We start from the raw sequence: 24,784 nt of genomic DNA, 5'->3' as shown, positions 1-24,784 counted from the left end.
AGAGGGCCCAGGGGGTGCGCACCTGAGCCGGCCGGCTCAGGAGGCGCACTTGACCTGGTCGGCCGTCCGCTGCGGGACGGCCGGGGCCTTGACCGGGCCGGTGACGGGGATGCCCGCGCCCCGGAAGTCGGCGCCGAGCCGCAGCACCATCGCCGGGAGCCCCTGGTCGTTGGTCTCGCTCCTGCCCTGCTTCAGCGCGGCGGCGGTAAGCCCCATGAGGTCGGCCAGCTCACGCGCCTGGGCGGCCTGGCCGGGGGCGTACTCCAGGGTGGTGTTCGGCTGGTGTGCGCCCTTGTTGCCGAGCTGGCTGGCCTTGGTGACCCCCTTCTGCGTCTGCAGCCAGGACAGGGCCGCCTGGGCGGAGCCGCCGGGGGCGCCCGCGTTGTAGATGTCGACGCGGACGTCGCCGGCCGCCGAACGCGGGCCCTTGAGCTTCGCGGCCTCGGTCGCCTTCTGCTTCTGCTTCACCTCGGTGAAGGAGACGTCGTCCCTGAGCGCGGAGAAGATCTGCCGGGCGGCCTCCGGCTGCACGAGGACGGTCTTGTGGACCGGTCCGTCGGCGGGGTTGTCGCGCACCGGCAGGGTGAGGAAGGAGATGTTCTTCGGCGGCACCTTCTTCAGCTCCAGGGCCACGTCCTTGAGCGTGGTGATGTGCCCGATGCCCTTGTCGACCGTGAGGGCCTTGGTGGCCGTCTCCGCCAGGTCCAGCAGCCGGCCGGGGCTGGTGAGGGTGGAGTCGGACTTCATCTTGCGGAACAGGGCCCCGAGGAACTGCTGCTGGACCTTGATGCGGTCGAGGTCCCCGTGGTTGCCCCAGCTGTAGCGGGTGCGGACGAAGGCCAGGGCCTGCTCACCCTCGATCTTCGACGGCCCGGCGGGCAGGTCCAGGTGCGACTTCTCGTCCTTCACGGCGTGCGCGAGGCACACGTCGACCCCGCCGACGGCCGACGTCAGCGTCTTCACGGCGTTGAAGTCGGCCATCATGAAGTGGTCGACCTTCATGCCTCCGGCGAGCTGCTCCACGGTACGGACCGTGCAGCCGGGGTCGCGGCCGAGCTGGCCGAGGCTCTGGTTGAACCGGACACCCTTCGTCCCCGTGATGACCTTGGTCGAGTCGTCGGGCTGCTTGGTCGGGCAGTCCGGTATGTCGGTGACCAGGTCCCGGGGGATGCTGAGCGCGGTCGCGTTCGTCCGGTCCTGGGAGACGTGCAGCAGGATGTTGGTGTCGGCGTGCCCGACGCTGTTGGCGTCGCCGTAGCCGGAGTCACCCTTGCCCTGGCGCTTGTCGGTGCCGATCACCAGGATGTTGAACGCCTTGTCCTTGCTGAAGGAGTCGCTGGTGGCGCCCGCGGTGTCCGTGGTGGTGATGTTGTCGTCGAGGTGCTTCAGATAGAGGTAGCCGGTGACGGCACCGGCGACGACCACGAAGGCCAGGGTGCCGCTGGTCCACAGCAGAATCCTTTTTCCGGTGGACTTCCTCCCGCCTGTGGCGCCGCCGGCCTTCCTCCTGGCCGCCTTGCGCTGCGGGCGGCCCGTGGACGGCCGGCGGCGCTCTCGGCCCGGCGCGGGCTGCGCCGCTGTCTCCGGCCCGGACTCCGGTGCGGAGCGGGGCCCGGGCACGGTGGGTTGCCCGGCGGGCGGATCCGGCCGCAGCTCGTACTCGCCGGTGCGCTCGTTACGCACCCACTGGTCCGCGGGGTCGATGTCGTCGCCCCACTCACGGCCCGGCCCGTCCACGCCTCAGCACCCCCCGCAGGGGCCTCCGTGCCAAGCGCCCCGTCACGTTCCGTCGATAGACGGCGGGCGGGCACACAGCCACCCACCGGCCGCACACACTATCCGCACGGATCATCGACAGACGGCCGGAGTGATACTTGCCACTCCCGTACAACCCCCCGGCCACTCAAGGGAGTTCGTCAGTCCTCGAACCCCTCCGCGGCCCTCTTCTCGCGCAGCTCGCGGATCGCGCGCCGGCGGGCCAGACGGTGGGTGCGGCGGATCTGGGCCTCCTGGTAGCGGCGGCGGTCACGGTCGGTCTCCGGGAGCACCGGCGGCACCCGGCGCGGCTTGCCGTCGGCGTCGACGGCGGCGAAGACCAGATAGGCGGAGCCGACCTGGGTGGGCGGGGTCGACTCGTTCCAGCGCTCGGCGAGGACGCGCACACCGACCTCCATGGAGGTCCGGCCGGTCCAGTTCACCTGGGCCTTCACATGGACCAGATCACCGACGCGGACCGGCTCCAGGAAGGCCATCTCGTCCATGGACGCGGTGACGGCGGGGCCGCCGGAGTGCCGGCCGGCCACGGCGCCCGCCGCGTCGTCGACCAACTTCATGATCACACCGCCGTGCACCGTCCCCAGCAGATTGGTGTCGCCGTGGGTCATGATGTGGCTGAGCGTGGTGCGCGAGGCGGAGGTCGGCTTGCCGGGGATGCCCGGTTCGATGTCCGGAACCGCGTCCGTGGCCTGGTCTGTCATGCCCTCCACCTTATGCCGAAGCGACATTCGCGGAATTTGTGTCAGCTTCGCAACAGCGCCGCTCTTATTTTCCGACAGCCCTTGTACGGCCCATGGCAGCGCCCTGCACACTGGGGCGCATGAATGACTGGCCCGAGGCATGGTCCGACGACAACCGCGGCCCGCGGTACGGACGCGGCAGTGGCGGCGCGCAGCCGGAGAGCGCCCGCGTGATGCGTCAGGTGCGGCGCGGCCCGGGGGTACCGCCCGGGCAGCGCTCGTACGGCGACCCCGGCCCGTCGGCGCCGCCGTACGGGGCCGGTGTCCCGCAGCAGCCGTCGTACGTGGACGGCCGGGGATACGGCGAGGGCGCCGGCGACGGTGACTACGACAGCGGTTACAACACGGGCCAGGTCTACGGCGGCGGGCGCCGCGGCGGCGGCTTCGTGCCCAACGACAACGACCCGGACCCGGAGCTCGGCCGGTACCGGCCGCGCCCGAACTGGCGCCGCCGGATCAAGTGGACCACGATCACCCTGGCGACCGTACTGGTCGTCACCTCGGTCGCGACCTACTTCTGGGCCGACTCCAAGCTGCGCCGCGAGGTCGACCTGTCCACGGTCATCGACCGGCCCGCCTCGGGCTCCGGCACGAACTACCTGATCGTCGGCTCGGACAGCCGTGAGGGCATGTCCAAGGCGGACGAGAAGAAGCTGCACACGGGCGGCGCCGAGGGCAAGCGCACCGACTCGATGATGATCCTGCACGTCGGCGACAACGGCGACACGCTGATCTCGCTGCCCCGCGACTCGAACGTGACCGTCCCGTCGTTCAAGGGGACGTCCGGGAAGACCTACCCGGCCACGGGCCGGCAGGAGAAGCTCAACGCGACCTACGCCGAGGACGGCCCGACCCTGCTGGTCCGCACGATCGAGGCCAACACCGGCCTGCACATCGACCACTACGTGGAGATCGGCTTCCAGGGCTTCGCCAACATCGTGGACGCGGTGGGCGGTGTCGAGATCGACATCGACAAGGGCTTCAAGGACAAGTGGTCCGGCGCCGACTTCCAGGCCGGCAAGCAGACCCTGAACGGCCAGCAGGCCCTCGCCTTCGTCCGCACCCGGCACGCCTTCGCCACCTCCGACCTGCAGCGCACCAAGAACCAGCAGAAGTTCCTGTCGGCGCTCGCCCACCAGGTGGCCACACCGTCCACGGTGCTCAACCCCTTCACGTTCTACCCGGTCATGGGCGCGGGCCTGGACTCCCTGATCGTCGACAAGGACATGTCCCTGTGGGACCTGGCCTCCATGTTCTGGGCCATGAAGGGCGTCCAGGGCGGTGACGGCACGTCGTTGAACATGCCGATCTCCGGTTCCGTCGGCGGCAACCTCGTCTGGGACAAGGCGAAGGTGAAGACGCTGGTGGACGAACTGAACAACGACCAGAAGATCACCGTCTCCGGCAACTGACGGTCATCGCCGTACGACGGTCGGGGGCACCCGCGCGGTGCCCCCGACCGCGTTCAGGCGGGCGTCACATCTTGGCGCCCGCCATCGCGCGACACATCTCCGCCGCGCGGCGACACGCCTCCGCACAGCGCATCATCTGCGGGTCGTCCGGCATCGCCATACACGCCTCGGCGCACATCTCGCACGCCTTGGCGCACATCGCGCACATGTCGCCCGACATGGGCGAGCGGCGCATCATCATGTCGGCGCACATACGGGTGGTCTCGGAGCAGTCCATGAGCGCGCGCATGATCTGCATCTGGGCCTGGCCGCCCATCTGCATGCAGGAGCTCATGCTCTCCTCGCACAGGGTGTGTGCGGCCATGCAGGCGTTGACGCAGTCCTGCATCTGCTGGGTCATGGGCGTCATCGTTCCGGGCTGGGTCATGGCTCCTCCTCGGAGGCGGGGACCCGGGACGGGTCCCGTGTGCTTCCGTCCTACGTCCCCATGACCCGCCCCGCATGTGACCGACCGGTCGGCAGGTGTGTCCGAGCAGCGGAAAGGCGCCCCGTAGGGCGCCTTTCGCAGAGATCCGGAAGGTCCGTACTCCCGGGCCGTTACGGCAGGTTCCGGGCCATGACGATCCGCTGGACCTGGTTCGTGCCCTCGTAGATCTGCGTGATCTTGGCGTCGCGCATCATGCGCTCCACCGGGTAGTCCCGGGTGTAGCCGTAGCCGCCGAGCAACTGGACGGCGTCCGTGGTGACCTCCATGGCCACGTCCGAGGCGAAGCACTTGGCGGCTGCGCCCAGGTAGGTGAGGTCGGCGTCGCCGCGCTCGGAGGCGGCGGCGGCCTGGTAGGTGAGGGCGCGGGCCGCCGAGATCTTCATCGACATGTCGGCGAGCATGAACTGGATGCCCTGGAAGTCGGCGATCGCCTTGCCGAACTGCTTGCGCTCCTGGACGTAGCCCTTGGCGTAGTCCAGGGCGCCCTGGGCGACACCGAGGGCCTGGGCGGCGATGGTGATGCGGGTGTGGTCCAGGGTCTTCATCGCGGTCGCGAAACCGGTGCCCTCCTCGCCGATCATGCGGTCGGCGGGGATGCGGACGTTGTCGAAGTAGACCTCGCGGGTCGGGGAGCCCTTGATGCCGAGCTTCTTCTCCGGGGCACCGAAGGAGACGCCCGGGTCGGACTTCTCGACGACGAAGGCGGAGATGCCCTTGGTGCGCTTCTCCGGGTCGGTCACGGCCATGACCGTGTAGTACTCGGAGACGCCCGCGTTGGTGATCCAGCGCTTGACGCCGTTGAGGACCCAGTGGTCGCCGTCGCGGACCGCCTTGGTCTTCATGCCGCCCGCGTCCGAGCCCGCCTCCGGCTCGGAGAGGCAGTACGAGAACATCGCGTCGCCCTTGGCGAGCGGGCCCAGGTACTTCTTCTTCAGCTCCTCGCCGCCGGAGAGGATCACCGGGAGGGAGCCCAGCTTGTTCACCGCGGGGATCAGGGAGGAGGACACGCAGGCGCGGGCCACCTCCTCGATCACGATGACCGTGGCGAGCGCGTCGGCGCCGGCGCCGCCGTACTCCTCGGGGACGTGCACCGCGTGCAGGTCGTTGGCGACGAGGGCGTCGAGGGCCTCCTGCGGGAAGCGGGCCTCCTCGTCCACCGCCGCGGCGAACGGCGCGATCTTCGCCTCGACCAGGGAACGAACGGCGTCCCGGAGCATGTCGTGCTCCTCGGACGGGCGGTACAGGTCGAAGTCAGCCGATCCGGCCACGGTCTCTCACGCTCCAAAGACGCAGTGATACTGACGCTAATTACCGTTAAGTAACTCAAATTTTAGAGGGCGGCCCGTGGGACGCCTACGTGAGCTTGGCGACAGCGGGGAAATTGCCCGGTGCACGGCCCGACTATGCTCGGCTCCGCATCACCGACGTACCCGATCTGGAGCACATCCATGAGCCTGAAGATCACCGTGATCGGCACCGGCTACCTCGGCGCCACGCACGCCGCGGCCATGGCCGAGCTGGGATTCGAGGTGCTGGGGCTCGATGTCGTACCCGAGAAGATCGCGATGCTGGAGCGCGGCGAGACCCCGATGTACGAGCCGGGGCTCGAGGAGCTGCTGCGCAAGCACGTGGCGGGCTTCGAGGGGTCCACCGGGCGGCTGCGGTTCACCACGGACTGGGCCGAGGTCGGCGCCTTTGGTGACGTCCACTTCGTGTGCGTGAACACACCGCAGAAGCATGGCGAGTACGCCTGCGACATGAGTTACGTGGAGGCCGCGATCTCCTCGCTCGCCCCGCATCTGCACGGCCCGGCCCTGGTCGTCGGCAAGTCGACCGTGCCGGTGGGCTCCGCCGACCGGCTGGCCGGCTACCTCGCCGAGCACGCCCCGGCGGGCGGTGACGCCGAGCTGGCCTGGAACCCGGAGTTCCTGCGCGAGGGATTCGCCGTGCAGGACACCCTGCACCCGGACCGGATCGTGGCGGGCGTGCGCAGCGAGCGCGCCGAGAAGCTGCTGCGGGAGGTGTACGCGACGCCGGTCGGCGAGGGCACGCCGTTCGTGGTGACCGACTTCCCGACCGCCGAGCTGGTGAAGACGGCCGCGAACTCCTTCCTCGCGACCAAGATCTCCTTCATCAACGCGATGGCGGAGGTGTGTGAGGCCGGCGGCGGTGACGTGGCGAAGCTGGCGGAGGCCATCGGGCACGACGACCGGATCGGGGCCAAGTTCCTGCGCGCCGGGATCGGCTTCGGCGGCGGCTGTCTGCCGAAGGACATCCGGGCGTTCATGGCGCGGGCGGGTGAGCTGGGCGCGGACCAGGCGCTGACCTTCCTGCGCGAGATCGACTCCATCAACATGCGCCGGCGCGGCCAGATGGTGGAGATGACCCGGGAGGCGCTCGGCGGCGGCTCCTTCCTCGGCAAGCGGGTCGCGGTGCTCGGCGCCACGTTCAAGCCCGACTCGGACGACGTCCGCGACTCGCCGGCGCTGAACGTGGCCGGCCAGATCCACCTGCAGGGCGGCCAGGTCACCGTGTACGACCCGAAGGGCATGGAGAACGCCCGCCGGGTCTTCCCGACCCTCGGGTACGCCGACTCGGCGCTGGACTCCGTCCGGGGCGCCGATGTCGTCCTGCACCTCACGGAGTGGCGGGAGTTCCGCGAGCTGGACCCGGCGGCGCTCGGCGACGTGGCAGCGGACCGGGTGATCCTGGACGGGCGCAACGCGCTCGACCCGGAGCTGTGGCGTCGGGCGGGCTGGACGTACCGGGCGATGGGACGCCCGACGGCATAGGAGCAGCTACGGGTGACGCCGGTTCGGCCGAGGCTCAGTCGGCCGAACCGGCGTCTTCCCGCATTCTGCCCCAAGACCCTGTGCGCCACGGCCCCTTCGCCCGGTACTCGCGCGTTTCGCGCGGGAGGTCGCGGGGGAACAGGGGGCCGACGGCGGGGCGGGGATCGGGGGCGGACGTTCCCGTGTGAGCGCCGGCCCGGCGGGGCACCCGTTCTCTCCGCGCGCCCGCTCAACCGTGCGCGCGCCTGCTGAGCCGTCCCGAGGAGGACCTCATGGCGTCCGTCGCCCGGTTCCGTTCCGTCGTGCTCGACTGCCCCGATCCGCATGCGCTGGCCGCCTTCTACGCGGCGGTGGCCGGAGGCACCCCGTGGGCCGAGGACGACGACTGGGTCGTGCTGGAGGTCCCGGACGGGCCGCGGCTGGCGTTCCAGCGGGCCGAGGGGCACACCCCGCCCCAGTGGCCGCGCGCGGACCGCGACGGCCAGCAGTTCCACCTCGACTTCGACGCCGGCCGGACGTGGGCGGAGGTCGACGCGGCCCATGAGCGGGTGCTCGCGCTGGGCGCCCGGCCGCTGGACCTGGAGGACCGCGAGAAGAAGGACTTCCAGGTGTACGCCGACCCGGCCGGCCACCCCTTCTGCCTGTGCCGGATCGAGTGAGGCGTGCGGGCTGGTCCGCTCAGGTCTCGCGGGCCGTGCGGATCACCTCGTCCAGGGTTTCGCGGGAGCGCCGCAGGTCGGCGATCATGCGGTCGATGCGGTCGCGTTCGGCGGTGAGGTCGGCGACCAGCTTCGGGGTGGCGATCGCGGAGGGACCGCCGTCCCGGTCGCGCATGCAGGGCAGCAGTTGCCGGATCTTCTCGCTGTGCAGGCCGGCCGCGTACAGCTCCTGGATGCGGATGACCCGGTCGACGGCCGCGTCGGGGTAGTCGCGGTGGCCGCCGGGGGTGCGCTCGGCGAGGAGCAGCCCCTGGGTCTCGTAGTAGCGCAGCGACCGCTCGCTCACGCCGGTGCGCCGAGCCAGTTCACCGATCCGCATCCGCCGCCTCCCCGGAAGAGGGCTTGAACCTGACATCAGTGTCAAGTTCTACCGTGCCGGCATGACGCAGACAACGGACTTCCTGGCCCCGGCCCGCCTCGGCCGGCTCGAACTCCCGAACCACCTGGTGATGGCCCCGCTGACCCGCAACCGCGCGGAGGCCGACGGCACTCCGACCGCGCTCGTGGCCACCCACTACGCCCAGCGCGCCTCAGCCGGGCTGATCGTCGCGGAGGGCACGACGCCGAACGCGGTCGGGCAGACGTACCCGGACATCACCGCGATCCACACCGACCGGCACACGGCCGGCTGGCGGCAGGTCACCGACGCGGTGCGGGCGGCCGGCGGGCGGATGTTCCTCCAGCTCCAGCACGGCGGCCGGGTCAGCCACCCGGCGACCACCGGCCTGACCCCCGTGGCACCCTCGCCCGTCCCCCTGCCGGAGACGATCTTCACCCCGCGGGGCCACCGGCCGGCCGCGGTCCCGCGCGGGATGACGGCGGACGACATCCGCGCCACGATCGCCGACTTCGCCGCCGCGGCCCGCCGGGCCGTCGAGGCGGGCTTCGAGGGGGTGGAGGTGCACTCGGCCAACGGGATGCTGCTGCACCAGTTCCTCGCCGACAGCACCAACCGCCGCACCGACGGCTACGGCGGCTCGGCCCGGCGGCGGGTGCGGTTCGCGGCGGAGGTGACCGAGGCGGTGGCCGACGCGGTCGGCGCGGACCGGGTGGGCATCCGCATCTCCCCCGCGAGCAGCGTCAACGGCATTCGCGAGGACGACACCGACGGTCTGTACGCCGCACTCCTGGACCGCCTGAAGGGGCTGGACCTCGCCTATCTGCACCTGGTGCGCTCCGACCCGGCCACCGGCTGGTACCGGCGGATCCGCGCCGGCTGGCCCGGCGTCCTGATCGGCAACCCGGACCTGCCCGACCTGTCCACCGAGGCCGTCACCCGGGCCGCGCGGGAGATGCTGGCGGCCGGTGCCGACCTGGTGGCGCTCGGCCGGCCGTTCCTCGCCAACCCGGACCTGGTCGAGCGGCTGCGCCTCGGCGCACCCCTCAACCCGGTCCGGGACCGGTACTTCATGTATGTGGGCGGGGCGGAGGGCTACAACGACTACCCCGCCCTGGGCGATCAGGCGGCGGCGTCGAGTGACTCGATGGTGGCGTGGGACGGCGCCCGGGTCGCCTGAAGGTCGCGGGCCACGTCCTCGGCCGCGCCCAGCACCCGCACCGCGTTCTGCCAGGTCAGCTTGGCCAGGTCGGTCCTGGACCAGCCGCGGTCCAGCAGCTCGGCGACCAGGTTCGGGTAGCCGGAGACGTCGTTCAGGCCGTCCGGGGTGAACGCGGTGCCGTCGTAGTCGCCGCCGATGCCCAGGTGGTCGATGCCGGCCACCTCGCGCATGTGGTCCAGGTGGTCCGCGATCGTGGCCACCGTGGCGACCGGGCGGGGGGTGCGCTCCTCGAAGGCGCGGTGCAGCTTCATCGCCTCGGCGCCGGTGTCGAGGTGGTGCAGGCCGTGGGCGCGCAGGTTCTCGTCGGCCGCGGCCGTCCAGTCGACGGCCGCCTGGAGCACGAACTTCGGCACGAACGTCACCATCGCCACCCCGCCGTTGGCGGGCAGCCGCTCCAGGACGTCGTCGGGGATGTTGCGCGGGTGGTCGCACACCGCGCGGGCGGAGGAGTGCGAGAAGACCACCGGCGCCGAGGACGCGTCCAGGGCGTCGCGCATGGTCGTCGCCGCCACGTGCGAGAGGTCGACCAGCATGCCGAGCCGGTTCATCTCGCGGACGACCTCGCGGCCGAACGCGGTCAGGCCGCCGGCCTTCGGCTCGTCGGTCGCGGAGTCCGCCCAGTCCACGTTGGAGTTGTGGGTGAGCGTCATGTAGCGCACGCCGAGCGCGTACAGGCCGCGCAGGGCGCCGAGCGAGTTGGCGATGGAGTGGCCGCCCTCGGCGCCCATCAGCGAGGCGATACGGCCGTCCCGGCGCGCCGCCTCCATGTCGGCGGCGGTCAGCGCGGGCGCCAGGTCCGCCGGGTAGCGGGCCAGCAGCTGCTGTACGCAGTCGATCTGCTCCAGCGTCGCCGCCACCGGCGCGGGCTGCTCGGCGGGCACGTACACCGACCAGTACTGCGCGCCGACGCCGCCCTCGCGCAGCCGCGGCAGGTCGGTGTGCAGGTCCGCGTTCTGGGGTGCGGCGATGTCCAGCTTGTCGAGGTCGTAGCCGGCCTTCTTGCGCAGCGCCCACGGCAGGTCGTTGTGGCCGTCGACGACCGGGAAGTCACGCAGCAGCGCGCGGGCCTCGTCCAGGGAGGTCATCCGCGTCACTTCCCGAAGCCGAAGTGGCCCTGGCCCTCGACCTTGGTGCGCAGCCGCTTGCCCTTCTCGGTGGCCTGGTCGTTGAGGTCCTGCTGGAAGTCGCGCATCTTGTGCAGCAGGTCCTCGTCGTACGCGGCGAGCATGCGGGCCGCGAGGAGACCGGCGTTGCGGGCGCCGGCGACGGAGACCGTGGCGACCGGGACACCGGCCGGCATCTGCACGATGGACAGCAGCGAGTCCATGCCGTCCAGGTACTTCAGCGGCACCGGCACGCCGATGACCGGCAGCGGGGTGACGGAGGCGAGCATGCCCGGCAGGTGGGCGGCGCCCCCGGCCCCGGCGATGATGACCTTCAGACCGCGGTCGGCGGCCTGCTCGCCGTACGTGATCATCTCGCGCGGCATGCGGTGCGCGGAGACGACGTCGACCTCGTAGGCGATCTCGAACTCGTCCAGGGCCTTGGCGGCGGCCTCCATGACGGGCCAGTCGGAGTCCGACCCCATGACGATGCCAACAACAGGGCTCATTCGGTGATCGTGCCTCTCAGGTATCCGGCTGCGTGACGGGCGCGCTCCAGCACGTCGTCCAGGTCGTCGCCGTAGGTGTTGACGTGTCCGACCTTGCGGCCGGGCTTCACGTCCTTGCCGTACATGTGGATCTTGAGCTTGGGGTCGCGGGCCATGCAGTGCAAGTACGCGGAGTACATGTCCGGGTAGTCGCCGCCGAGGACGTTGACCATCACGGTCCACGGGGCGCGCGGGCGCGGGTCGCCGAGCGGGAGGTCGAGGACGGCGCGGACGTGGTTGGCGAACTGCGAGGTGATCGCGCCGTCCTGGGTCCAGTGGCCGGAGTTGTGCGGGCGCATCGCCAGCTCGTTGACGAGGATGCGGCCGTCGCGGGTCTGGAACAGCTCCACGGCGAGGTGCCCGACGACGTCCAGCTCCTTGGCGATGGTCAGCGCCATCCGCTCGGCCTGCAGCGCGAGCGACTCGTCCAGGTCGGGGGCGGGGGCTATGACCGTGTCGCAGACCCCCTTGACCTGCTGCGACTCCACCACGGGGTAGGCGACGGCCTGGCCGTGCGGGGAGCGTACGACGTTGGCGGCGAGCTCGCGGACGTAGTCGACCTTCTCCTCGGCGAGGACCGGGACGCCGGCCCGGAACGGGTCGGAGGCCTCCTCGGCGGTCTCCACGACCCACACGCCCTTGCCGTCGTAGCCGCCGCGGACGGTCTTCAGGACGACCGGGAAGCCGTCCCCCTCTGCCGCGAACCGGACCACGTCCTCAGGATCGGCCACGATCCGGTGCCGCGGGCACGGGACGCCGATCGCGTCGAGCTTCGCGCGCATCACACCCTTGTCCTGGGCGTGCACCAGCGCGTCGGGTCCCGGGCGCACGGGGATGCCGTCCGCCTCCAGGGCCCGAAGGTGCTCGGTGGGTACATGTTCGTGATCGAAGGTGATCACATCGCAACCGCGCGCGAACTCACGCAGCGTGTCCAGGTCGCGATAGTCGCCGATGACGACATCGCTCACGACCTGCGCCGCCGAGTCCTGAGGGGTGTCACTGAGAAGCTTGAACCTGATGCCCAACGGGATGCCCGCCTCGTGCGTCATACGCGCGAGCTGCCCCCCGCCGACCATGCCGACTACCGGGAACGTCACACCCCTAGCGTATCGGCCACGCCGGGGCGGCCGGATCGCGCGCCTCTCACGGTCTCTTACCGGTAGCTTTCCGCCCTCTTTCCGACCTGTTTCCGAGCTGTGGCCCCGTGCGGAGGCATCGGTGAGCCCGCCTGGATAGCATGGCGGGGCTGACGAAACCTACCGACGGGAGCTGCACAGCCATGGAACCTTGTTCCTCGGGGCTGCAACGGCTCGTACGCGAGGTGGCCAAGTTCGGCACCGTCGGCGTTGCGGGCATCTTCGTCAATCTCGGCGTCTTCAACCTGGTCCGGCACGTCTCCGACCTGCCGGTGGTGCGCGCCAGCGTCATCGCGACAGCGGTCGCGATCGCGTTCAACTACGTCGGTTTCCGTTACTGGACGTACCGGGACCGCGACAAGAGCGGGCGCACCAAGGAACTCACGCTGTTCCTGCTGTTCAGCGCGATCGGCGCGGTGATCGAGAACGGCGTGCTGTACGCGGCGACCTACGGGTTCGGCTGGGACAGCCCGCTGCAGAACAACGTCTTCAAGTTCGTCGGCATCGGCGTCGCGACCCTGTTCCGCTTCTGGTCGTACCGCACGTGGGTGTTCCGTGTGCAGCCGACGCAGGAGGCGGAGTCGATCCTGGTGGCCGAGTCGAAGAGGCCCCACCCCGAGCCCGAGGCGAAGTCCCAGCGGGTGCCGTAGGCGCCCCGAAGCGGCGCGCTAGCGCACGGTCGGCAGGTCCTCGTCCGCCTTGCGGGCCGGCGGCGTACGCGACAGGAACAGCCCGAAGACCGGCGGCTGCGCCTGGAGCAACTCCAGGCGCCCCCCGTCGGCCTCCGCCAGGTCGCGGGCGACGGCCAGGCCGATCCCCGTGGAGTTGCGTCCGCTGATCGTCCGCTCGAAGATGCGCGCGCCGAGGTCGGCCGGGACGCCGGGGCCCTCGTCCGTGACCTCGACCACGGCCTGGTTGCCGGTGACCCGCGTGCGCAGCGCGACCGTGCCGCCGCCGTGCATGAGGGAGTTCTCGATCAGCGCGGCCAGCACCTGGGCGACCGCACCGGGCGTGCCGACGGCCTGCAGATGCCGCTTGCCGGAGCTGACGATGGCCCGGCCGGCGCTGCGGTAGGCGGGCCGCCACTCGGCGAGCTGCTGCTGGATGACCTCGTCCAGGTCGAAGGTGACGGCGGAGCCGGTGCGCGGGTCGCGGGAGTTGGTCAGCAGCCGCTCGACCACGTCCGTGAGCCGCTCGACCTGGGTGAGCGCGACGTTCGCCTCCTCCTTCACGGTGTCCGGGTCGTCGGTGAGGGTGATCTCCTCCAGGCGCATGGACAGCGCGGTCAGCGGGGTGCGCAGCTGGTGGGAGGCGTCGGCCGCGAGACGCCGCTCGGCGGTCAGCATGCGCCCGATCCGCTCGGCGGAGGAGTCCAGGACATCGGCGACCCGGTCCAGCTCGGGCACGCCGTACCGCTTGTGCCTCGGGCGCGGGTCGCCGGAGCCGAGCCGTTCGGCGGTCTCGGCGAGGTCGGTCAGCGGGGAGGCGAGCCGGTTGGCCTGCCGTACGGCGAGCAGGACGGCGGCGACGACCGCGAGCAGCGCCACCAGCGCGATGATCAGCAGGGTCCGGCCGACCTCACGGGTCACCGCGGAGCGGGGCTCCTGCACGGTGACCCGCTCGCCCTCCTCGCCCGTCTGCGAGGCGCTGATGACATCGCCCCGCGGCTGGGTGCCGATCTCTATCGGCGGCCTGCCGGGCATGCGGATCACCGCGTACTGGTCCTTGCTGACCGGGTTGCGCAGCACGTCCGCGTTGACGTTCTCGGCGGCGAGGATCCGGCTGTCCACGATGCTGGCCAGCCGCACCGCCTCGGACTCCACCCGCTCCTGGGCGCTGTTGCTGATCGTCCGGGTCTCGACGATCACCAGGGAGATGCCGAAGACGGCGATCACCACGAGGACGACGGCGAGGGTGGACTGGATGAGACGTCGGCGCATGTTCCGTTACCTGAGGTGATCGCTGGGTCCCGGCAGGGGCTCAGCTCTTCTCGAAGCGGAAGCCCACGCCTCGTACGGTGGCGATGTAGCGCGGGTTCGCCGCGTCGTCGCCGAGCTTCTTGCGCAGCCAGGAGATGTGCATGTCCAGGGTCTTGGTGGACGACCACCACGTGGTGTCCCAGACCTCGCGCATCAGCTGGTCGCGGGTGACGACCCGGCCGGCATCCCGCACCAGCACCCGCAGCAGGTCGAACTCCTTGGCGGTGAGCTGCAGTTCCTCGTCGCCCATCCACGCCCGGTGCGACTCGACGTCGATCCGCACCCCGTGCGTGGCCGGCGGCTGCTGCGGCTCGGCGGCACCGCGCCGCAGGAGCGCCCGTACCCGGGCGAGCAGTTCGGCGAGCCGGAAGGGCTTGGTGACGTAGTCGTCGGCGCCCGCGTCCAGGCCGACGACGGTGTCCACCTCGTCGGCCCGCGCGGTCAGGATGAGGATCGGCACGGTGTGGCCGTCGGCCCGCAGCCGGCGGGCGACCTCCAGGCCGTCCATGCCCGGCAGGCCCAGGTCCAGTACGACCAGGTCGACACCGCCCTGCATTCCGGCGTCGAGTGCGGTGGGTCCGTCCTCGCGCACCTCGACCTCGTAACCTTCGCGGCGCAGGGCGCGGGCCAGCGGCTCCGAGATGGACGCGTCGTCCTCGGCGAGCAGTACACGGGTCATGCAGTGATGGTAGACCGCCCGCGCACGGTGCTGGGGTGTGATCGCTTCCGCGGACTCTTACCTTCGTGCGCCGCTGGTACGAACCATTGGTCCGGGGATGCGATCGTAGGAGAGACCTTCGAATCCCGGAGTGCGGTTCCCCCGACACCTGTGATCCCGGTCTCAAGTCCTTCCATATCCGGCAGTGTCCTGCCGTATGGTGACCTGAACGCCTGTAGTACACCGGGGACCTTTGGCGAGCACATGACGCTGAGGGTCTCTTTTGTGTGCGGGCTGATCAAGATCAGCCTTGAAAGGAATGACCTCTGGCCGGGCTCCGGACGCATCGTCGCGTCGGGGCGTGGATCCCGGTGGTCGCCGTCCGCCGCTTCCGCGATCCGGGAACGGGCTCCCCCTGGGCGTTGGGGGTGGACGACCGACCCGGCCGGTGCCGGCCGCACCCCCACCGGGCGCGCAACGCTCCAGAAAGCGCGTCCCGACCAGCAAGGAACGACCATGGCGTCCAGCCTGACGAAGGACTCGGTCCGCCCGGGCACCCCCGGTTCCGAGAAGACCTTCTTCGGCCACCCCCGCGGCCTGGCCACTCTCTTCATGACCGAGATGTGGGAGCGGTTCTCCTACTACGGCATGAGGGCCCTGCTCCCGCTGTACCTGGTGGCCCCGGGTGGCCTGCACCTGAACGCGGGCACGGCGACCGCGATCTACTCGGTGTACGTGTCGCTCGTGTACCTGCTCGCCCTCCCCGGCGGCTGGTTCGCCGACCGCGTGCTCGGCCCCCGCAAGACGGTCGCCGTCGCGGGCCTGATCATCATGCTCGGCCACCTGTGCCTCGCGCTGCCCGTGGCCGCCAGCTTCTTCGTCGGCCTGGGCCTCGTCGCCATCGGTTCGGGTCTGCTGAAGGCCAACATCTCCACGATGGTCGGCCACCTCTACAAGGGTCCGGAGGACCCGCGCCGCGACGGTGGCTTCACGCTCTTCTACATCGGCATCAACGCCGGTGCCTTCGTCGCGCCGCTGGTCATCGGCACCGTCGGTGAGAACGTCAACTGGCACCTGGGCTTCGCCCTCGCCGCGCTCGGCATGGCGCTGGGTCTGGCCCAGTACCTGCTGGGCGGCCGCCACCTGAGCGCGAAGAGCAGCGAGGTCCCCACCCCGCTGACGGCCGACGAGAAGTCCGTCACCCTGCGCAAGGGCCTGATCTGGCTGGCCGTCGCCGCGGTCTTCTACGGCGTCGTCGGCGGCACCGGTCACTTCACCCTGAACTGGGCGCTGATCCCGCTGACCATCGTCGGTCTGATCGTGCCCATCCTGGTCATCGCCCGGATGCTGCGCGACAAGGACCTGAACTCGGCCGAGAAGTCGAAGGTCCGGGCGTACATCTGGTTCTTCGTCGCCGCCGCGGTGTTCTGGATGATCTACGACCAGGGTGGTTCGACCCTGTCGCTGTTCGCCGAGAAGAGCGCCAAGAACTCCATCTTCGGCTGGGAGTTCCCGGTCTCCTGGTACCAGTCGGTCAACCCCGTCATGATCATGGCTCTGGCGCCCGTCTTCGCCTGGCTGTGGCTGTGGCTGAACCGGCGCGGCCAGGAGCCCAGCACGATCGTGAAGTTCGCCTCCGGCCTCGTGCTGATCGGTGTGTCCTTCTTCGTCTTCCTCGCCCCGCTGTCGATCGCCGAGGGCGGTCACAAGGCCGCGGCGATGTGGCTGGTCGCGATCTACTTCGTGCAGACCATCGGTGAGCTGACGCTGTCTCCGGTGGGCCTGTCCGTGACGACGAAGATGGCGCCGGCGAAGTACGCCTCGCAGATGATGGGCGTCTGGTTCCTCGCCGTCACCGCGGGCGACTCGCTCACCGCGCTGATGTCGAACCCGGCCGTCGGCGGGGTCAACCTCGACAAGATGGGCTACGTCGGCCTGGAGGCGGTGCTCGCCGTGATCGCCGGTCTGGCGGTGTGGATGTACCGCAAGAAGGTCAACAAGCTGATGGGCGACGTCCACTGACGTAACCCGCCGAAGAGGGCCACCGCGTCTTTGGACGCGGTGGCCCTCTCGCGTACGCCCGGAACTAGCGTGTCCTGCGTCCCGGCAGGAACGTGAAGACCGCACCGCCCAGGAGGATCGCGGTGCCCGCCACCAGGCCCAGCGCCTTCAGGGCGCCGTGGTCGCTCGCGCCGGTCTCGGCGAGGCCGCCGGAGCCGCTGCCGCTGCCGCTGCTCGCGCCGGTCGAGCCGCCGGAGGTGGACGTGCCGCCGGACGAGCCCCCCGGCTGCCGGCTCGTGTCCAGGGTGAGCGAGACCTCCGTCCTGGTCGGGGTGCACGTCGTGGTCGTGCCGAGTGCCTTGACCGTCAGGACACCCGGGGACAGCGTCGAACTGCCGCTCGCGCCGGGCTTGTAGGTGCCGGTGAGGTCGGGGATGTCGATCGGCTGGCCGGACCTGATGGGGGCCGCGTTGGCCGGCCCCTCCACATGCACGGTGCCCTTGTCGGCGCCGCCCAGCACCACCTCCATGGACGGCTTCACGGAGTCCTTCGGGATGTCGGCGGGGCTGTTCATCACCGACTTCTTGAACTGCACGGTGAGGTCGAAGTTCCCGCCGTTCCGCTTCGCGTTGATCTGCACCGGCGAGGTCGCGTTCTTGTCGCCGATCGGTGTCTTGCAGGCGTAGGGGACCTGCACCTCCTTGCCGGTGAAGTCGCTCTGTCCGCTGCCGCCGGTCGCGGTGGCCGTGGGGGTGGCCGAGCGGGTGGGGGTGCTCGACCGCGTCGGTGTCGTCGACTGGGTCGGCGTGGTGCCGGACGTGCCGCCGCCCGTCACCTGGATCGTCGCCGCCTTCTGCACGGTCTCCTTCGGCGTGCACGTGGTGTCCGTCGACATCGCGTTGACGGTGTACGCGTCCGGCGTCAGCGTCACCGCGCCGGCCGACGTCAGCTTCAGACGGCCCTTCATGTCGGACAGCACCATGTCGCCGCCCTTGGGGATCGCGGGGTTCGTGCGCGTCCCCTGCATCGCGAGGTCGGCGGTCTGCGCGCCGGCCGCCTTGAGCACGCCGGACGGCTGGACCGAGTTGGCGGGCAGGTCGATGATGTCGGGGTTCTTGGACGCGGCCTGGACGAACTTCCAGACGACGTCCACGGTGTCACCGACCTTCGCCGTGGCCGGCGCGGTGATCTCGACCTTCGTGGTGCCGTCGACGGGGCTGATGCCCGCCGGCGGCACACAGTGAGTGGCGTAGGCCACCTCGGCCGCCTGCGCGGGGCTCGCGGCGAGGCCCAACAGGACGCCCGCACCGCTCAGCGCCAGCGCGGCGCCCGCGGCCGTACCTCTCCTTCGGATGCTCACGTGGGTCCTTTCGTGGTGGGAGTCGTAGGACTCGACGGGCTGTCGGAGTGCGGTGCGGAGAGCCGGCCGGCCGGGTCGCCCGGGACGGAGCCCGGGGTGAACCACGGCAGGGCCGGGTTCGTGGGGGGCGGTTCGGGGGTGCGGGAGCGCGGCAGCCGCAGGGCGGGCCGGGACAGCAGCCGGTGGCCGCCGCGGCGGGAACCGCCCGGACGGCGCGGCCGTACCCGGTCCACCACGGCCATGCCGATGCGGAACAGGGCGGCCGGGACCACCAGGCTGAGCAGGATCCAGAACAGCGTCACGCCCCAGGGGCGGCCCACGCCCCACGGCTGTTCGGCGAGGACCTTGCCGTCGTACTTCAGGGACACGGTGTAGTCGCCGTGCGCCCCGGCGGACAGCTCGACCGGCAGCCTGACCTCGGCGCGTTCGCCGGGCTCCAGGGTGCCCTGCCACTGCCGGTCGTCCCACTGCGGGGCGAAGACGCCGTGCGCGGAACCGACCTGGAAGACGGGGTCCTTGACCGCGCTCGTGCCGGTGTTGCCGACGGTGAGGACCAGGGTGCGGCTCGGCGGTGCCCCGAACCAGGTGAGCGGTCCGCTCGACCCCGTCAGCCGGGTGTCGGACAGGATCGCCAGCCGGCCCCCGGACGGTTCGGCGGGCAGCGGGGCGACGGGGTGCCCGGCGACCCGCAGGACGGCGTCCGCCTGCGCCCCGGTGCCGGTGACGGTGGCCACGTGCACCACACAGGGGCAGGGCACGGGCGGTTCGGCGACCGGGAGTCCCCGGCTGAAGGCGCCCCGGGCGTCGGTGGTCACGGCGCGGCCGTCGCCGTTGGCGCAGGAGTTGGTACCGCCGATGACACCCCGGGACGGTGTGGCCCGCCCGCACACCAGCAGCATCAGCAACGTGTGCGACCGCCAGCCGCTGCCGCTGACGGTGACCGCTCCCCCGGCACCCCCCTGCGACGCCGACAGCTTCACCACCGGCCCGTCCGCCGCGACCGCCGCCCGCCCGGAGAACGGCACCACGAACAGCGCGAGCACCACCGCCCACACCGACAGCCGCAGAGCCCGTGCGTTCCCGCTCACTTCCCCACCCCTTCCGCCGGCACACCACCGCGAGGCCCGCCCCCGCCGACCGGCTCACCGCCGCCCCTCGCGGCCACCGGGGCACCGGTTGCCGGGTGGTCCGGGCCGCCGGACGGCGCACGGCGTCGGTGCCGGTGTGCGGCGAGCAGTACGGCCGTGGTCAGCAGCAGGGCGCCGCCCGTGGCCGCCGGCGCCGGCCACGGCACGAAGCGTGCGGTCGCGGTCGCCGTGTCGTGGGCGCCGCCCGGGGCCGTGACCGTCAGCCGTACGTCGACGGCGTCCAGCGTGGGCCGGTCGGGCCAGAGCTCGGTGAGCCTCAGGCGCGCACCCGGGCGCAGGCGGACGGGGAGCGTGCGGGGTGCGCGGTCCAGGACCCGGCCGAGGACGCCGTCGGCACGCACGGCGACCCTCGGCACGAGGACGGTCGTACCACGGTTGACCAGCTCGTACGTGATGCGGTCGGCGCGTACGGCCAGGTGCTCGACGGTCAGCGCGGCGAGCGCGGGGCCGCCCACGCGCAGCCGGACCGGGACGGTCGCCGTACGCCCCCGCGTGTCCCGCGCGACGACGGCACCGGAGCGGTCGCCGGGCGCCGCCCCGGCCGGCACGGTCACCGTGAACGGCACCTCGGCGCGGGTGCGGGCCGGAACGCGGATCCCTGTCCCGGCCTTCGCGGCGAAGACGGTCCGCAGGCCGGTGCCGGACAGCCGTACGACGACCGGCACCCGTCCGCGATTGATGACGGACACCGTGTCCTGCAGGACCGTCCCCGGCGTGCCCTCGGCGTAGAAGGACGGGCGGCCACCGCCCCCGGGCCCGACGGACCAGCCCCCGGCGGCCGGGGCCCGGGGCGCGGCACCCAGACACAGGGCCGCGGGCAGGACGGCGCAGGCCTGGAGCAGGGCGCGGGCCCGGGACAGGCGCCGGTGGCGGTTCAGGGCGCGGGCGGCGGACGGCATGGGCGGCTCCAGCGGGCCCAGGATGCGGTGGGTCCTCGGGTCGAATGGGACCTCGGTCCAACGGGGCGTGCGCTCGGCGGCTCCGGGTACGGGGGTCCAGGTTCGGCAGGGCAGGGTTCAACAGGGCGGGGTTCGGCGGGGCGGGTTCGGCAGGGCGTGCGCTCGACGGGGCCAGGTACGGCGGGGCGGGGTTCGGCGGGGCGGGTTCGGCGGGTCCGGGTTCGGCGGGGCGGGTTCGGCAGGGCGTGCGCTCGACGGGGCCGGGTTCGGCAGGGCGTGGGCTCGGCGGGGCGGGGTTCGGCGGGGCGTGCGCTCAGCGGGGCTTGGTTCAGGGGTCGTGCTTCGGCGGGCGGGACCCGGCGCGGCTCGGACGCAGCGGCTCTCGGTTCAGCGGGCCCGGATTCGGCGGGCGTGGGTTCCGTGGGGCTCGGCGGGGCCGGGGGCGGCGAGGCCCGGCTCCGGCGTCGTCGGGCCGAAGGTCACGCCGTACCCACCGTCGGTCCCGAAGCCGCCCCGGCCGCCCCATGGCGTCGGCCCCGCACATCAACGCCGTACGGTCTGCCCCCGCCGGGTCAGCCAGAGCGCGCCCGCCGTGCCGGCGAGGAGCACCGTGCCGCCGAGTGTGCCGAGGGCGACGGCCGAGTCCCCGGGGCCGGTCTGCGGGAGCTGTCCGCCGGAGGAGGAGCCACCGGAAGCCGAGGACGAAGACGAAGACGAGGACGAGGAGCCGCCGGCTGCGGTCACGTCCAGGGTCAGGCCCGGTCCGGGGCTGTTGGTCGGCGTGCAGGTCGTCGTCGTACCGAGCGCCTTGATGACGAGCGTGCCCGGCGTGAAGGTGACCTTGCCGGTCTTCTTCGGCGTGTACGTCCCGCTCAAGTCACTGATCCTGATGGGTGTGTTGGCGGGGATCGCGGCCGCGTTCGGGGGCCCGCTGACCGCGAGGGTGCCGGTGTCGGCGCCGCCCACCCCGATGGTGGCGCTCGGGCTCATCGCGCCCTTGCCCAGCTCGACCGGACTGGAGGAGACACCCTTCTGCCAGGTCATGGTGATCCTGTATCCGCTGCCGCTCCTGACGCCCGTGATGTCGATGGGCGAGACGGCGCTCTTGACGCCGATCGGGGTGTGACAGCGGTAGTCGACGTCGACCACGTCGGCGTGGGCGGCCGGCGCGGACAGCAGCACCGCCGAGCCGGCCAGGGCCGCGGCGGACGCGAGCGCGGCGGTTCGTTTCGGGTACGACACGGTCGGTCCACCCCATTCATTCCCGATGATTCCCGATGACGGTTCCGGACAGCGTTCCTGACGACACATCAGATTCGGCCGTCAAGGTACGCCCGGCGTCGTGAGGAGGGAAGACGCATCACACGCCGGAGTTGTGGCGATCCGGCGTGTGTGACGGGTGGCTGGAGTGGAGGGTGGGCCCGGACCTCACGGCCTTCCGGGCCCTTGCCCTCACGGCCGGCGCAGCACCTCCGGCAGGCCCCAGCGCCGCAGCACCTCGGGCACGGCGACGGTGCCGTCGGGCCGCTGGTGCTGTTCCAGCAGGGCCGGCACCAGACGGCTGGTGGCCAGGCCCGAGGCGTTCAGGGTGTGGACGTACGCCGCTTTGCCGCCGCCGGCCGGGCGGTACCGGATGCCGCCGCGCCGGGCCTGGTAGTCGCGGGCGTTCGACACCGAGCTGACCTCCGCGTAGGCGCCCAGGCTGGGCAGCCAGACCTCGACGTCGTACGTGCCGGCCTGGGCGGCGCTGGTGTCCCCGGCGGCGAGCCGGGTGACGCGGTAGTGCAGGCCCAGACCGGCGACCGCCTCCTCCGCGCGGGCGAGCAGTTCGCGCTGGGCCGCGTCCGAGTCGGCGGGCCGGGTGAGCTGGAACAGTTCGACCTTGTTGAACTGGTGGCCGCGCAGGGTGCCCCGCTCGGCGGTGCGGTAGCCGCCGGCCTCCTTGCGGTAACAGGGCGTGTAGGCCACGTACTTGAGGGGCAGCTCGCGCTCGTCCAGGGTCTCGCCGTGGTGCAGGGCGGCGAGCGCCGTCTCGGCGGTGGGCAGCAGGAACCGCTCGGGACGGCCGTCGGGCGCGTGGTCCGTGACGAAGACGTCGTCGGCGAACTTGGGGAACTGGCCCGCCGTGTAGCCGGCCTGCCAGGTCAGCAGGTGGGGCGGCAGCACGAAGGTGTAGCCCGCCCGGCGGTGGCCGTCCAGGAAGTGGTTGAGCAGAGCCCATTCCAGGGCGGCGCCCTCGCCCCGGTAGACCCAGTGCCCGCTGCCGGCGAGCGCGGCGCCGCGCCGGTGGTCGACCAGGCCGAGGTCCTGGGTGAGCCGCACGTGGTCCAGGGGCGGGAAGCCGAACTCGGGGCGGGTGCCCTCGGTGCGGACGACCTCGTTGTGTTCCTTGCCGCCCGCGGGCACGTCCGGGTCGGGGAGGTTCGGCAGGCCGTCGAGGAACGCGCGGTGTTCGGCGTCCAGCCGGCCGTGCGCGGCGGTCGCCTCCGCGACCCGGTCGGCCAGTTCCGCGGCCCGGGCGAGCGGTTCGTCCGCCGGCTCGCCCGCCCGGCGCCGGGCCGCGACGTCCGCCGAGACGCGGCGCCGTTCGCCGCGCAGCCGCTCCAGGGCCGTACGGGCCTCGCGCAGCCGTTCGTCGAGGGCGAGGAAGGTGTCGAGGTCCACGTCCAGGCCGCGTTTGACCAGGCCTTCGCGGACGCGTTCGGGGTGCTGCCGGATGAGGGTGATGTCAAGCATGGCGCTGCCCAACTGTGCGGCGGGGCGGCACGGTCCGCCCCGGGTCGGTTCCCTCGGGGCGTGGGCGAGAGGGTGCTCGCGGTGCCACCACGCCTTCACCGTCCTGCGACGGCCTCGTCGGGCCCGATGACGGGGGCCGGCCGGCGGGGCATTTCCTCCCCGCACTCGGGAGGGGATTCACTCCGGGGTGCGAGGCCGCCTTCACAGCGGGTGGCGGCTCTCTCGGCTCGCCGGCCCCGGGCTACTCGTCTCCGTCAGCGCGTTGCGCCCAGCGTAGGCGGTGCCGTACCCGGCGGAAACCGAATTTCCACGCGCCCCGTGCGCACGGGACCCGACGGCCTACGCCGGTGCGCCCAGCTCCGCCCACACCGTCTTGCCCGGCCGGCCCGCCGCGCGGACGACACCCCAGTCCAGGCACAGCCGCTGCACGATGAACATGCCGTGGCCGCCGGGGCGGCCGGCGCGGTGCGGGGTGCGGGGTGCCGGCTGGCCGGTGCCGCGGTCCGAGACCTCCACCCGGATCACCTTGTTGTCGCAGGCCAACAGCACTTCGTCGGGCCCCTCGGCATGCAGGCAGGCGTTGGTGACCAGTTCGGAGACGACGAGCAGCACGTCCTCGGCGGCGGCCCGCTGGTCGGCGCCGGCGGCGGGCAGCCAGCCCCACGCGTACAGCGCCTGGCGGGCGAAGTCGCGGGCGAGCGGGACGACCCCGCTCTCGCCGCGCAGGCCGAGTCTGCGGACCTGTGGCCCGCCGGTGGCCCGAGTGCCGCCGGCGGTTCCGGGCGGCGCGGCTGCCCCCGTGGGCACGCCTGTGGTCGGCGCACCCTCCTCGGACGCCCCGGAAGCGCCGCTGGGCTCCGGGCCGCGGTCGCCCGGCGAGTAAGGCCGGGTGGTGCTCATCAGCGCTTCACCTCACCGATTCACCAGTTCACGATTCAAAAGGCCGGCACCAGTCCGTGCCGGCCGGTCCGTACGTCGTCCGCCCGTCATCCGCCCGGCGTCCGCTCGCGGGGTCCTGCTCACCCGTTCGTCGCACGTGCGTCCCGTTCAGTCGTTTCGCCGGTCCCTGGGCGGTCCGGGGGCCGGCGGTCGTCGGGGGTCTCCCGCTTCTCCTGCCCACTCCTGCCCGGCCGATCCGGCGCGACACCCCCGTCTTCGGCGTGGCGAACGCAACGCCCGGGGGCCGGCGGACACGGGAGGGCGGGGACGGCGGGCTCAGCCGGCGCCGTCGACCAGGGCCGCCTCCACGGAGTCGTGCACGGTGAAGACCGCCTCGGCCCCGGTGATCTCGAACACCCGGGCGACCACCGGCTGCATCCCGGCCAGATGGACCCCGCCACCGGCGGCCTCCGCCTTCAGCCGGGCGCCGAGCAGGACGTTCAGGCCCGTGGAGTCGCAGAACTCCAGGCGTGTGCAGTCCACGACGAGGCGCGAGAAGCCCTTGTCCAGGAGGTCGTCGAGGGGCTCACGCAGAAGATCGGCGGTGTGGTGATCGAGCTCACCCGCCGGTGTCACAACGGCGCTGGAGCCCTCTTCCCGCACCTCCACCAGAAGCCGGCCCGACTGTGCGCTGCCGACCGTCCCGTGGTCCATGCCGTCTCTCTCCCGAGGTCGTGGACGCTGACTGCTGTCGAACATTACGCCTTCCCTGCACACTCCGGCACCCGAAGAACCTCACAGAATCGGACATACCTGAACAGAACGCACTTGCGATCGCCTCGGTGAAGCGGG

General features: G+C 71.8%; 23 protein-coding genes. 6 read left to right on the top strand and 17 right to left on the bottom strand.

All coding sequences use genetic code 11. From position 1 onward, the window contains the following. Positions 1-36 precede the first annotated feature (36 nt). Both ACWC94_RS02855 and ACWC94_RS02850 read right to left on the bottom strand, forming a co-directional pair. Positions 37-1,737: an LCP family glycopolymer transferase gene (locus tag ACWC94_RS02855; protein WP_450794555.1), complete on the bottom strand. Its 1,701-nt coding sequence runs from the start codon at positions 1,735-1,737 to the stop codon at positions 37-39. A gap of 179 nt (positions 1,738-1,916) precedes the next feature. Beyond that, positions 1,917-2,477 (bottom strand): acyl-CoA thioesterase, encoded by a 561-nt coding sequence (locus tag ACWC94_RS02850; RefSeq protein ID WP_450794554.1) that lies wholly within the window; start codon positions 2,475-2,477, stop codon positions 1,917-1,919. Positions 2,478-2,596: 119 nt separating this feature from the next. Between ACWC94_RS02850 and ACWC94_RS02845 the strand changes: the two genes are divergently transcribed. Further along, a complete protein-coding gene (locus tag ACWC94_RS02845; protein WP_450794553.1) occupies positions 2,597-3,928 on the top strand; it encodes an LCP family protein in 1,332 nt (443 codons plus the stop codon). Between the two features lie 64 nt (positions 3,929-3,992). On the opposite strand, the gene ACWC94_RS02840 is transcribed toward ACWC94_RS02845, so the two are convergent. Then, entirely contained in the window at positions 3,993-4,355 is a 363-nt protein-coding gene (locus ACWC94_RS02840) for a four-helix bundle copper-binding protein (protein ID WP_450794552.1), read from the bottom strand. 170 nt (positions 4,356-4,525) lie between these two features. Continuing rightward, positions 4,526-5,683 carry an acyl-CoA dehydrogenase gene (locus ACWC94_RS02835; RefSeq protein ID WP_450794551.1) on the bottom strand — a complete coding sequence of 386 codons (1,158 nt, stop codon included), beginning with the start codon at positions 5,681-5,683 and terminating at the stop codon, positions 4,526-4,528. 180 nt (positions 5,684-5,863) lie between these two features. Here ACWC94_RS02835 and ACWC94_RS02830 point away from each other — a divergent pair, with 180 nt between their 5' ends. Together ACWC94_RS02830 and ACWC94_RS02825 are read left to right on the top strand one after the other, a co-directional pair. Beyond that, positions 5,864-7,207, top strand: a complete 1,344-nt coding sequence (locus ACWC94_RS02830; protein WP_450794549.1) for a UDP-glucose dehydrogenase family protein — start codon at positions 5,864-5,866, stop codon at positions 7,205-7,207. A gap of 272 nt (positions 7,208-7,479) precedes the next feature. Next, positions 7,480-7,866 carry a VOC family protein gene (locus tag ACWC94_RS02825; RefSeq protein WP_450794548.1) on the top strand — a complete coding sequence of 129 codons (387 nt, stop codon included), beginning with the start codon at positions 7,480-7,482 and terminating at the stop codon, positions 7,864-7,866. A gap of 19 nt (positions 7,867-7,885) precedes the next feature. Here ACWC94_RS02825 and ACWC94_RS02820 read toward each other — a convergent pair whose 3' ends face one another. Continuing rightward, positions 7,886-8,245: a MerR family transcriptional regulator gene (locus ACWC94_RS02820; RefSeq protein WP_450794547.1), complete on the bottom strand. Its 360-nt coding sequence runs from the start codon at positions 8,243-8,245 to the stop codon at positions 7,886-7,888. Positions 8,246-8,306: 61 nt separating this feature from the next. Between ACWC94_RS02820 and ACWC94_RS02815 the strand changes: the two genes are divergently transcribed. Continuing rightward, positions 8,307-9,443 carry an alkene reductase gene (locus ACWC94_RS02815; RefSeq protein ID WP_450794546.1) on the top strand — a complete coding sequence of 379 codons (1,137 nt, stop codon included), beginning with the start codon at positions 8,307-8,309 and terminating at the stop codon, positions 9,441-9,443. Here the strand turns inward: ACWC94_RS02815 and ACWC94_RS02810 are convergent. From ACWC94_RS02810 to ACWC94_RS02800, 3 genes are read right to left on the bottom strand one after another with little or no spacing between them, the layout of a single operon-like run. Further along, entirely contained in the window at positions 9,386-10,570 is a 1,185-nt protein-coding gene (locus ACWC94_RS02810) for a dipeptidase (protein ID WP_450794545.1), read from the bottom strand. The two genes, ACWC94_RS02815 and ACWC94_RS02810, sit on opposite strands and share 58 nt — an antisense overlap. 5 nt (positions 10,571-10,575) lie before the next feature. Further along, positions 10,576-11,097 (bottom strand): 5-(carboxyamino)imidazole ribonucleotide mutase, encoded by a 522-nt coding sequence (purE, locus tag ACWC94_RS02805; protein WP_450794544.1) that lies wholly within the window; start codon positions 11,095-11,097, stop codon positions 10,576-10,578. Continuing rightward, on the bottom strand, positions 11,094-12,233 hold the full coding sequence (locus tag ACWC94_RS02800; RefSeq protein WP_450794543.1) for a 5-(carboxyamino)imidazole ribonucleotide synthase: 1,140 nt from the start codon (positions 12,231-12,233) through the stop codon (positions 11,094-11,096). Before ACWC94_RS02800 ends, purE begins: the two co-directional genes overlap by 4 nt. Before the next feature lie 182 nt (positions 12,234-12,415). Between ACWC94_RS02800 and ACWC94_RS02795 the strand changes: the two genes are divergently transcribed. Continuing rightward, a complete protein-coding gene (locus ACWC94_RS02795; protein ID WP_450794541.1) occupies positions 12,416-12,922 on the top strand; it encodes a GtrA family protein in 507 nt (168 codons plus the stop codon). 18 nt (positions 12,923-12,940) lie between these two features. Here ACWC94_RS02795 and ACWC94_RS02790 read toward each other — a convergent pair whose 3' ends face one another. Further along, a complete protein-coding gene (locus tag ACWC94_RS02790; protein ID WP_450794540.1) occupies positions 12,941-14,212 on the bottom strand; it encodes an ATP-binding protein in 1,272 nt (423 codons plus the stop codon). Between the two features lie 40 nt (positions 14,213-14,252). Then, a complete protein-coding gene (locus ACWC94_RS02785) occupies positions 14,253-14,930 on the bottom strand; it encodes a response regulator transcription factor (RefSeq protein ID WP_020940464.1) in 678 nt (225 codons plus the stop codon). A 495-nt stretch (positions 14,931-15,425) separates the two neighbouring features. On the opposite strand from ACWC94_RS02785, the gene ACWC94_RS02780 reads away from it, so the two are divergent. Further along, the gene (locus tag ACWC94_RS02780) at positions 15,426-16,931 is read left to right on the top strand and encodes a peptide MFS transporter (RefSeq protein WP_450794539.1); all 1,506 of its coding nucleotides are present in this window, start codon (positions 15,426-15,428) and stop codon (positions 16,929-16,931) included. Between the two features lie 64 nt (positions 16,932-16,995). Here the strand turns inward: ACWC94_RS02780 and ACWC94_RS02775 are convergent, their stop codons facing one another. The 7 genes from ACWC94_RS02775 to ACWC94_RS02745 form a co-directional block, all read right to left on the bottom strand. Beyond that, complete coding sequence (locus ACWC94_RS02775; protein ID WP_450794538.1) at positions 16,996-18,270, bottom strand: hypothetical protein; 1,275 nt, start codon at positions 18,268-18,270, stop codon at positions 16,996-16,998. Then, positions 18,267-19,358 (bottom strand): hypothetical protein, encoded by a 1,092-nt coding sequence (locus tag ACWC94_RS02770; RefSeq protein ID WP_450794537.1) that lies wholly within the window; start codon positions 19,356-19,358, stop codon positions 18,267-18,269. Before ACWC94_RS02770 ends, ACWC94_RS02775 begins: the two co-directional genes overlap by 4 nt. After that, positions 19,355-20,317 (bottom strand): COG1470 family protein, encoded by a 963-nt coding sequence (locus tag ACWC94_RS02765; protein WP_450794536.1) that lies wholly within the window; start codon positions 20,315-20,317, stop codon positions 19,355-19,357. Before ACWC94_RS02765 ends, ACWC94_RS02770 begins: the two co-directional genes overlap by 4 nt. A 543-nt stretch (positions 20,318-20,860) precedes the next feature. Further along, positions 20,861-21,559 carry an LPXTG cell wall anchor domain-containing protein gene (locus tag ACWC94_RS02760; RefSeq protein WP_450794535.1) on the bottom strand — a complete coding sequence of 233 codons (699 nt, stop codon included), beginning with the start codon at positions 21,557-21,559 and terminating at the stop codon, positions 20,861-20,863. Between the two features lie 210 nt (positions 21,560-21,769). After that, positions 21,770-23,053: a serine--tRNA ligase gene (serS, locus tag ACWC94_RS02755; RefSeq protein WP_450794534.1), complete on the bottom strand. Its 1,284-nt coding sequence runs from the start codon at positions 23,051-23,053 to the stop codon at positions 21,770-21,772. 339 nt (positions 23,054-23,392) lie between these two features. Further along, positions 23,393-23,953 carry an ATP-binding protein gene (locus ACWC94_RS02750; RefSeq protein ID WP_450794533.1) on the bottom strand — a complete coding sequence of 187 codons (561 nt, stop codon included), beginning with the start codon at positions 23,951-23,953 and terminating at the stop codon, positions 23,393-23,395. Between the two features lie 315 nt (positions 23,954-24,268). Then, entirely contained in the window at positions 24,269-24,646 is a 378-nt protein-coding gene (locus ACWC94_RS02745) for an STAS domain-containing protein (RefSeq protein WP_450794532.1), read from the bottom strand. Positions 24,647-24,784: the final 138 nt, after the last annotated feature.

It is taken from the genome of Streptomyces sp. NPDC001135 (assembly GCF_053598395.1).
The sequence above is the reverse complement of the archived record's forward strand: the minus strand, read 5'-3'. Positions and strand labels throughout refer to the sequence as shown.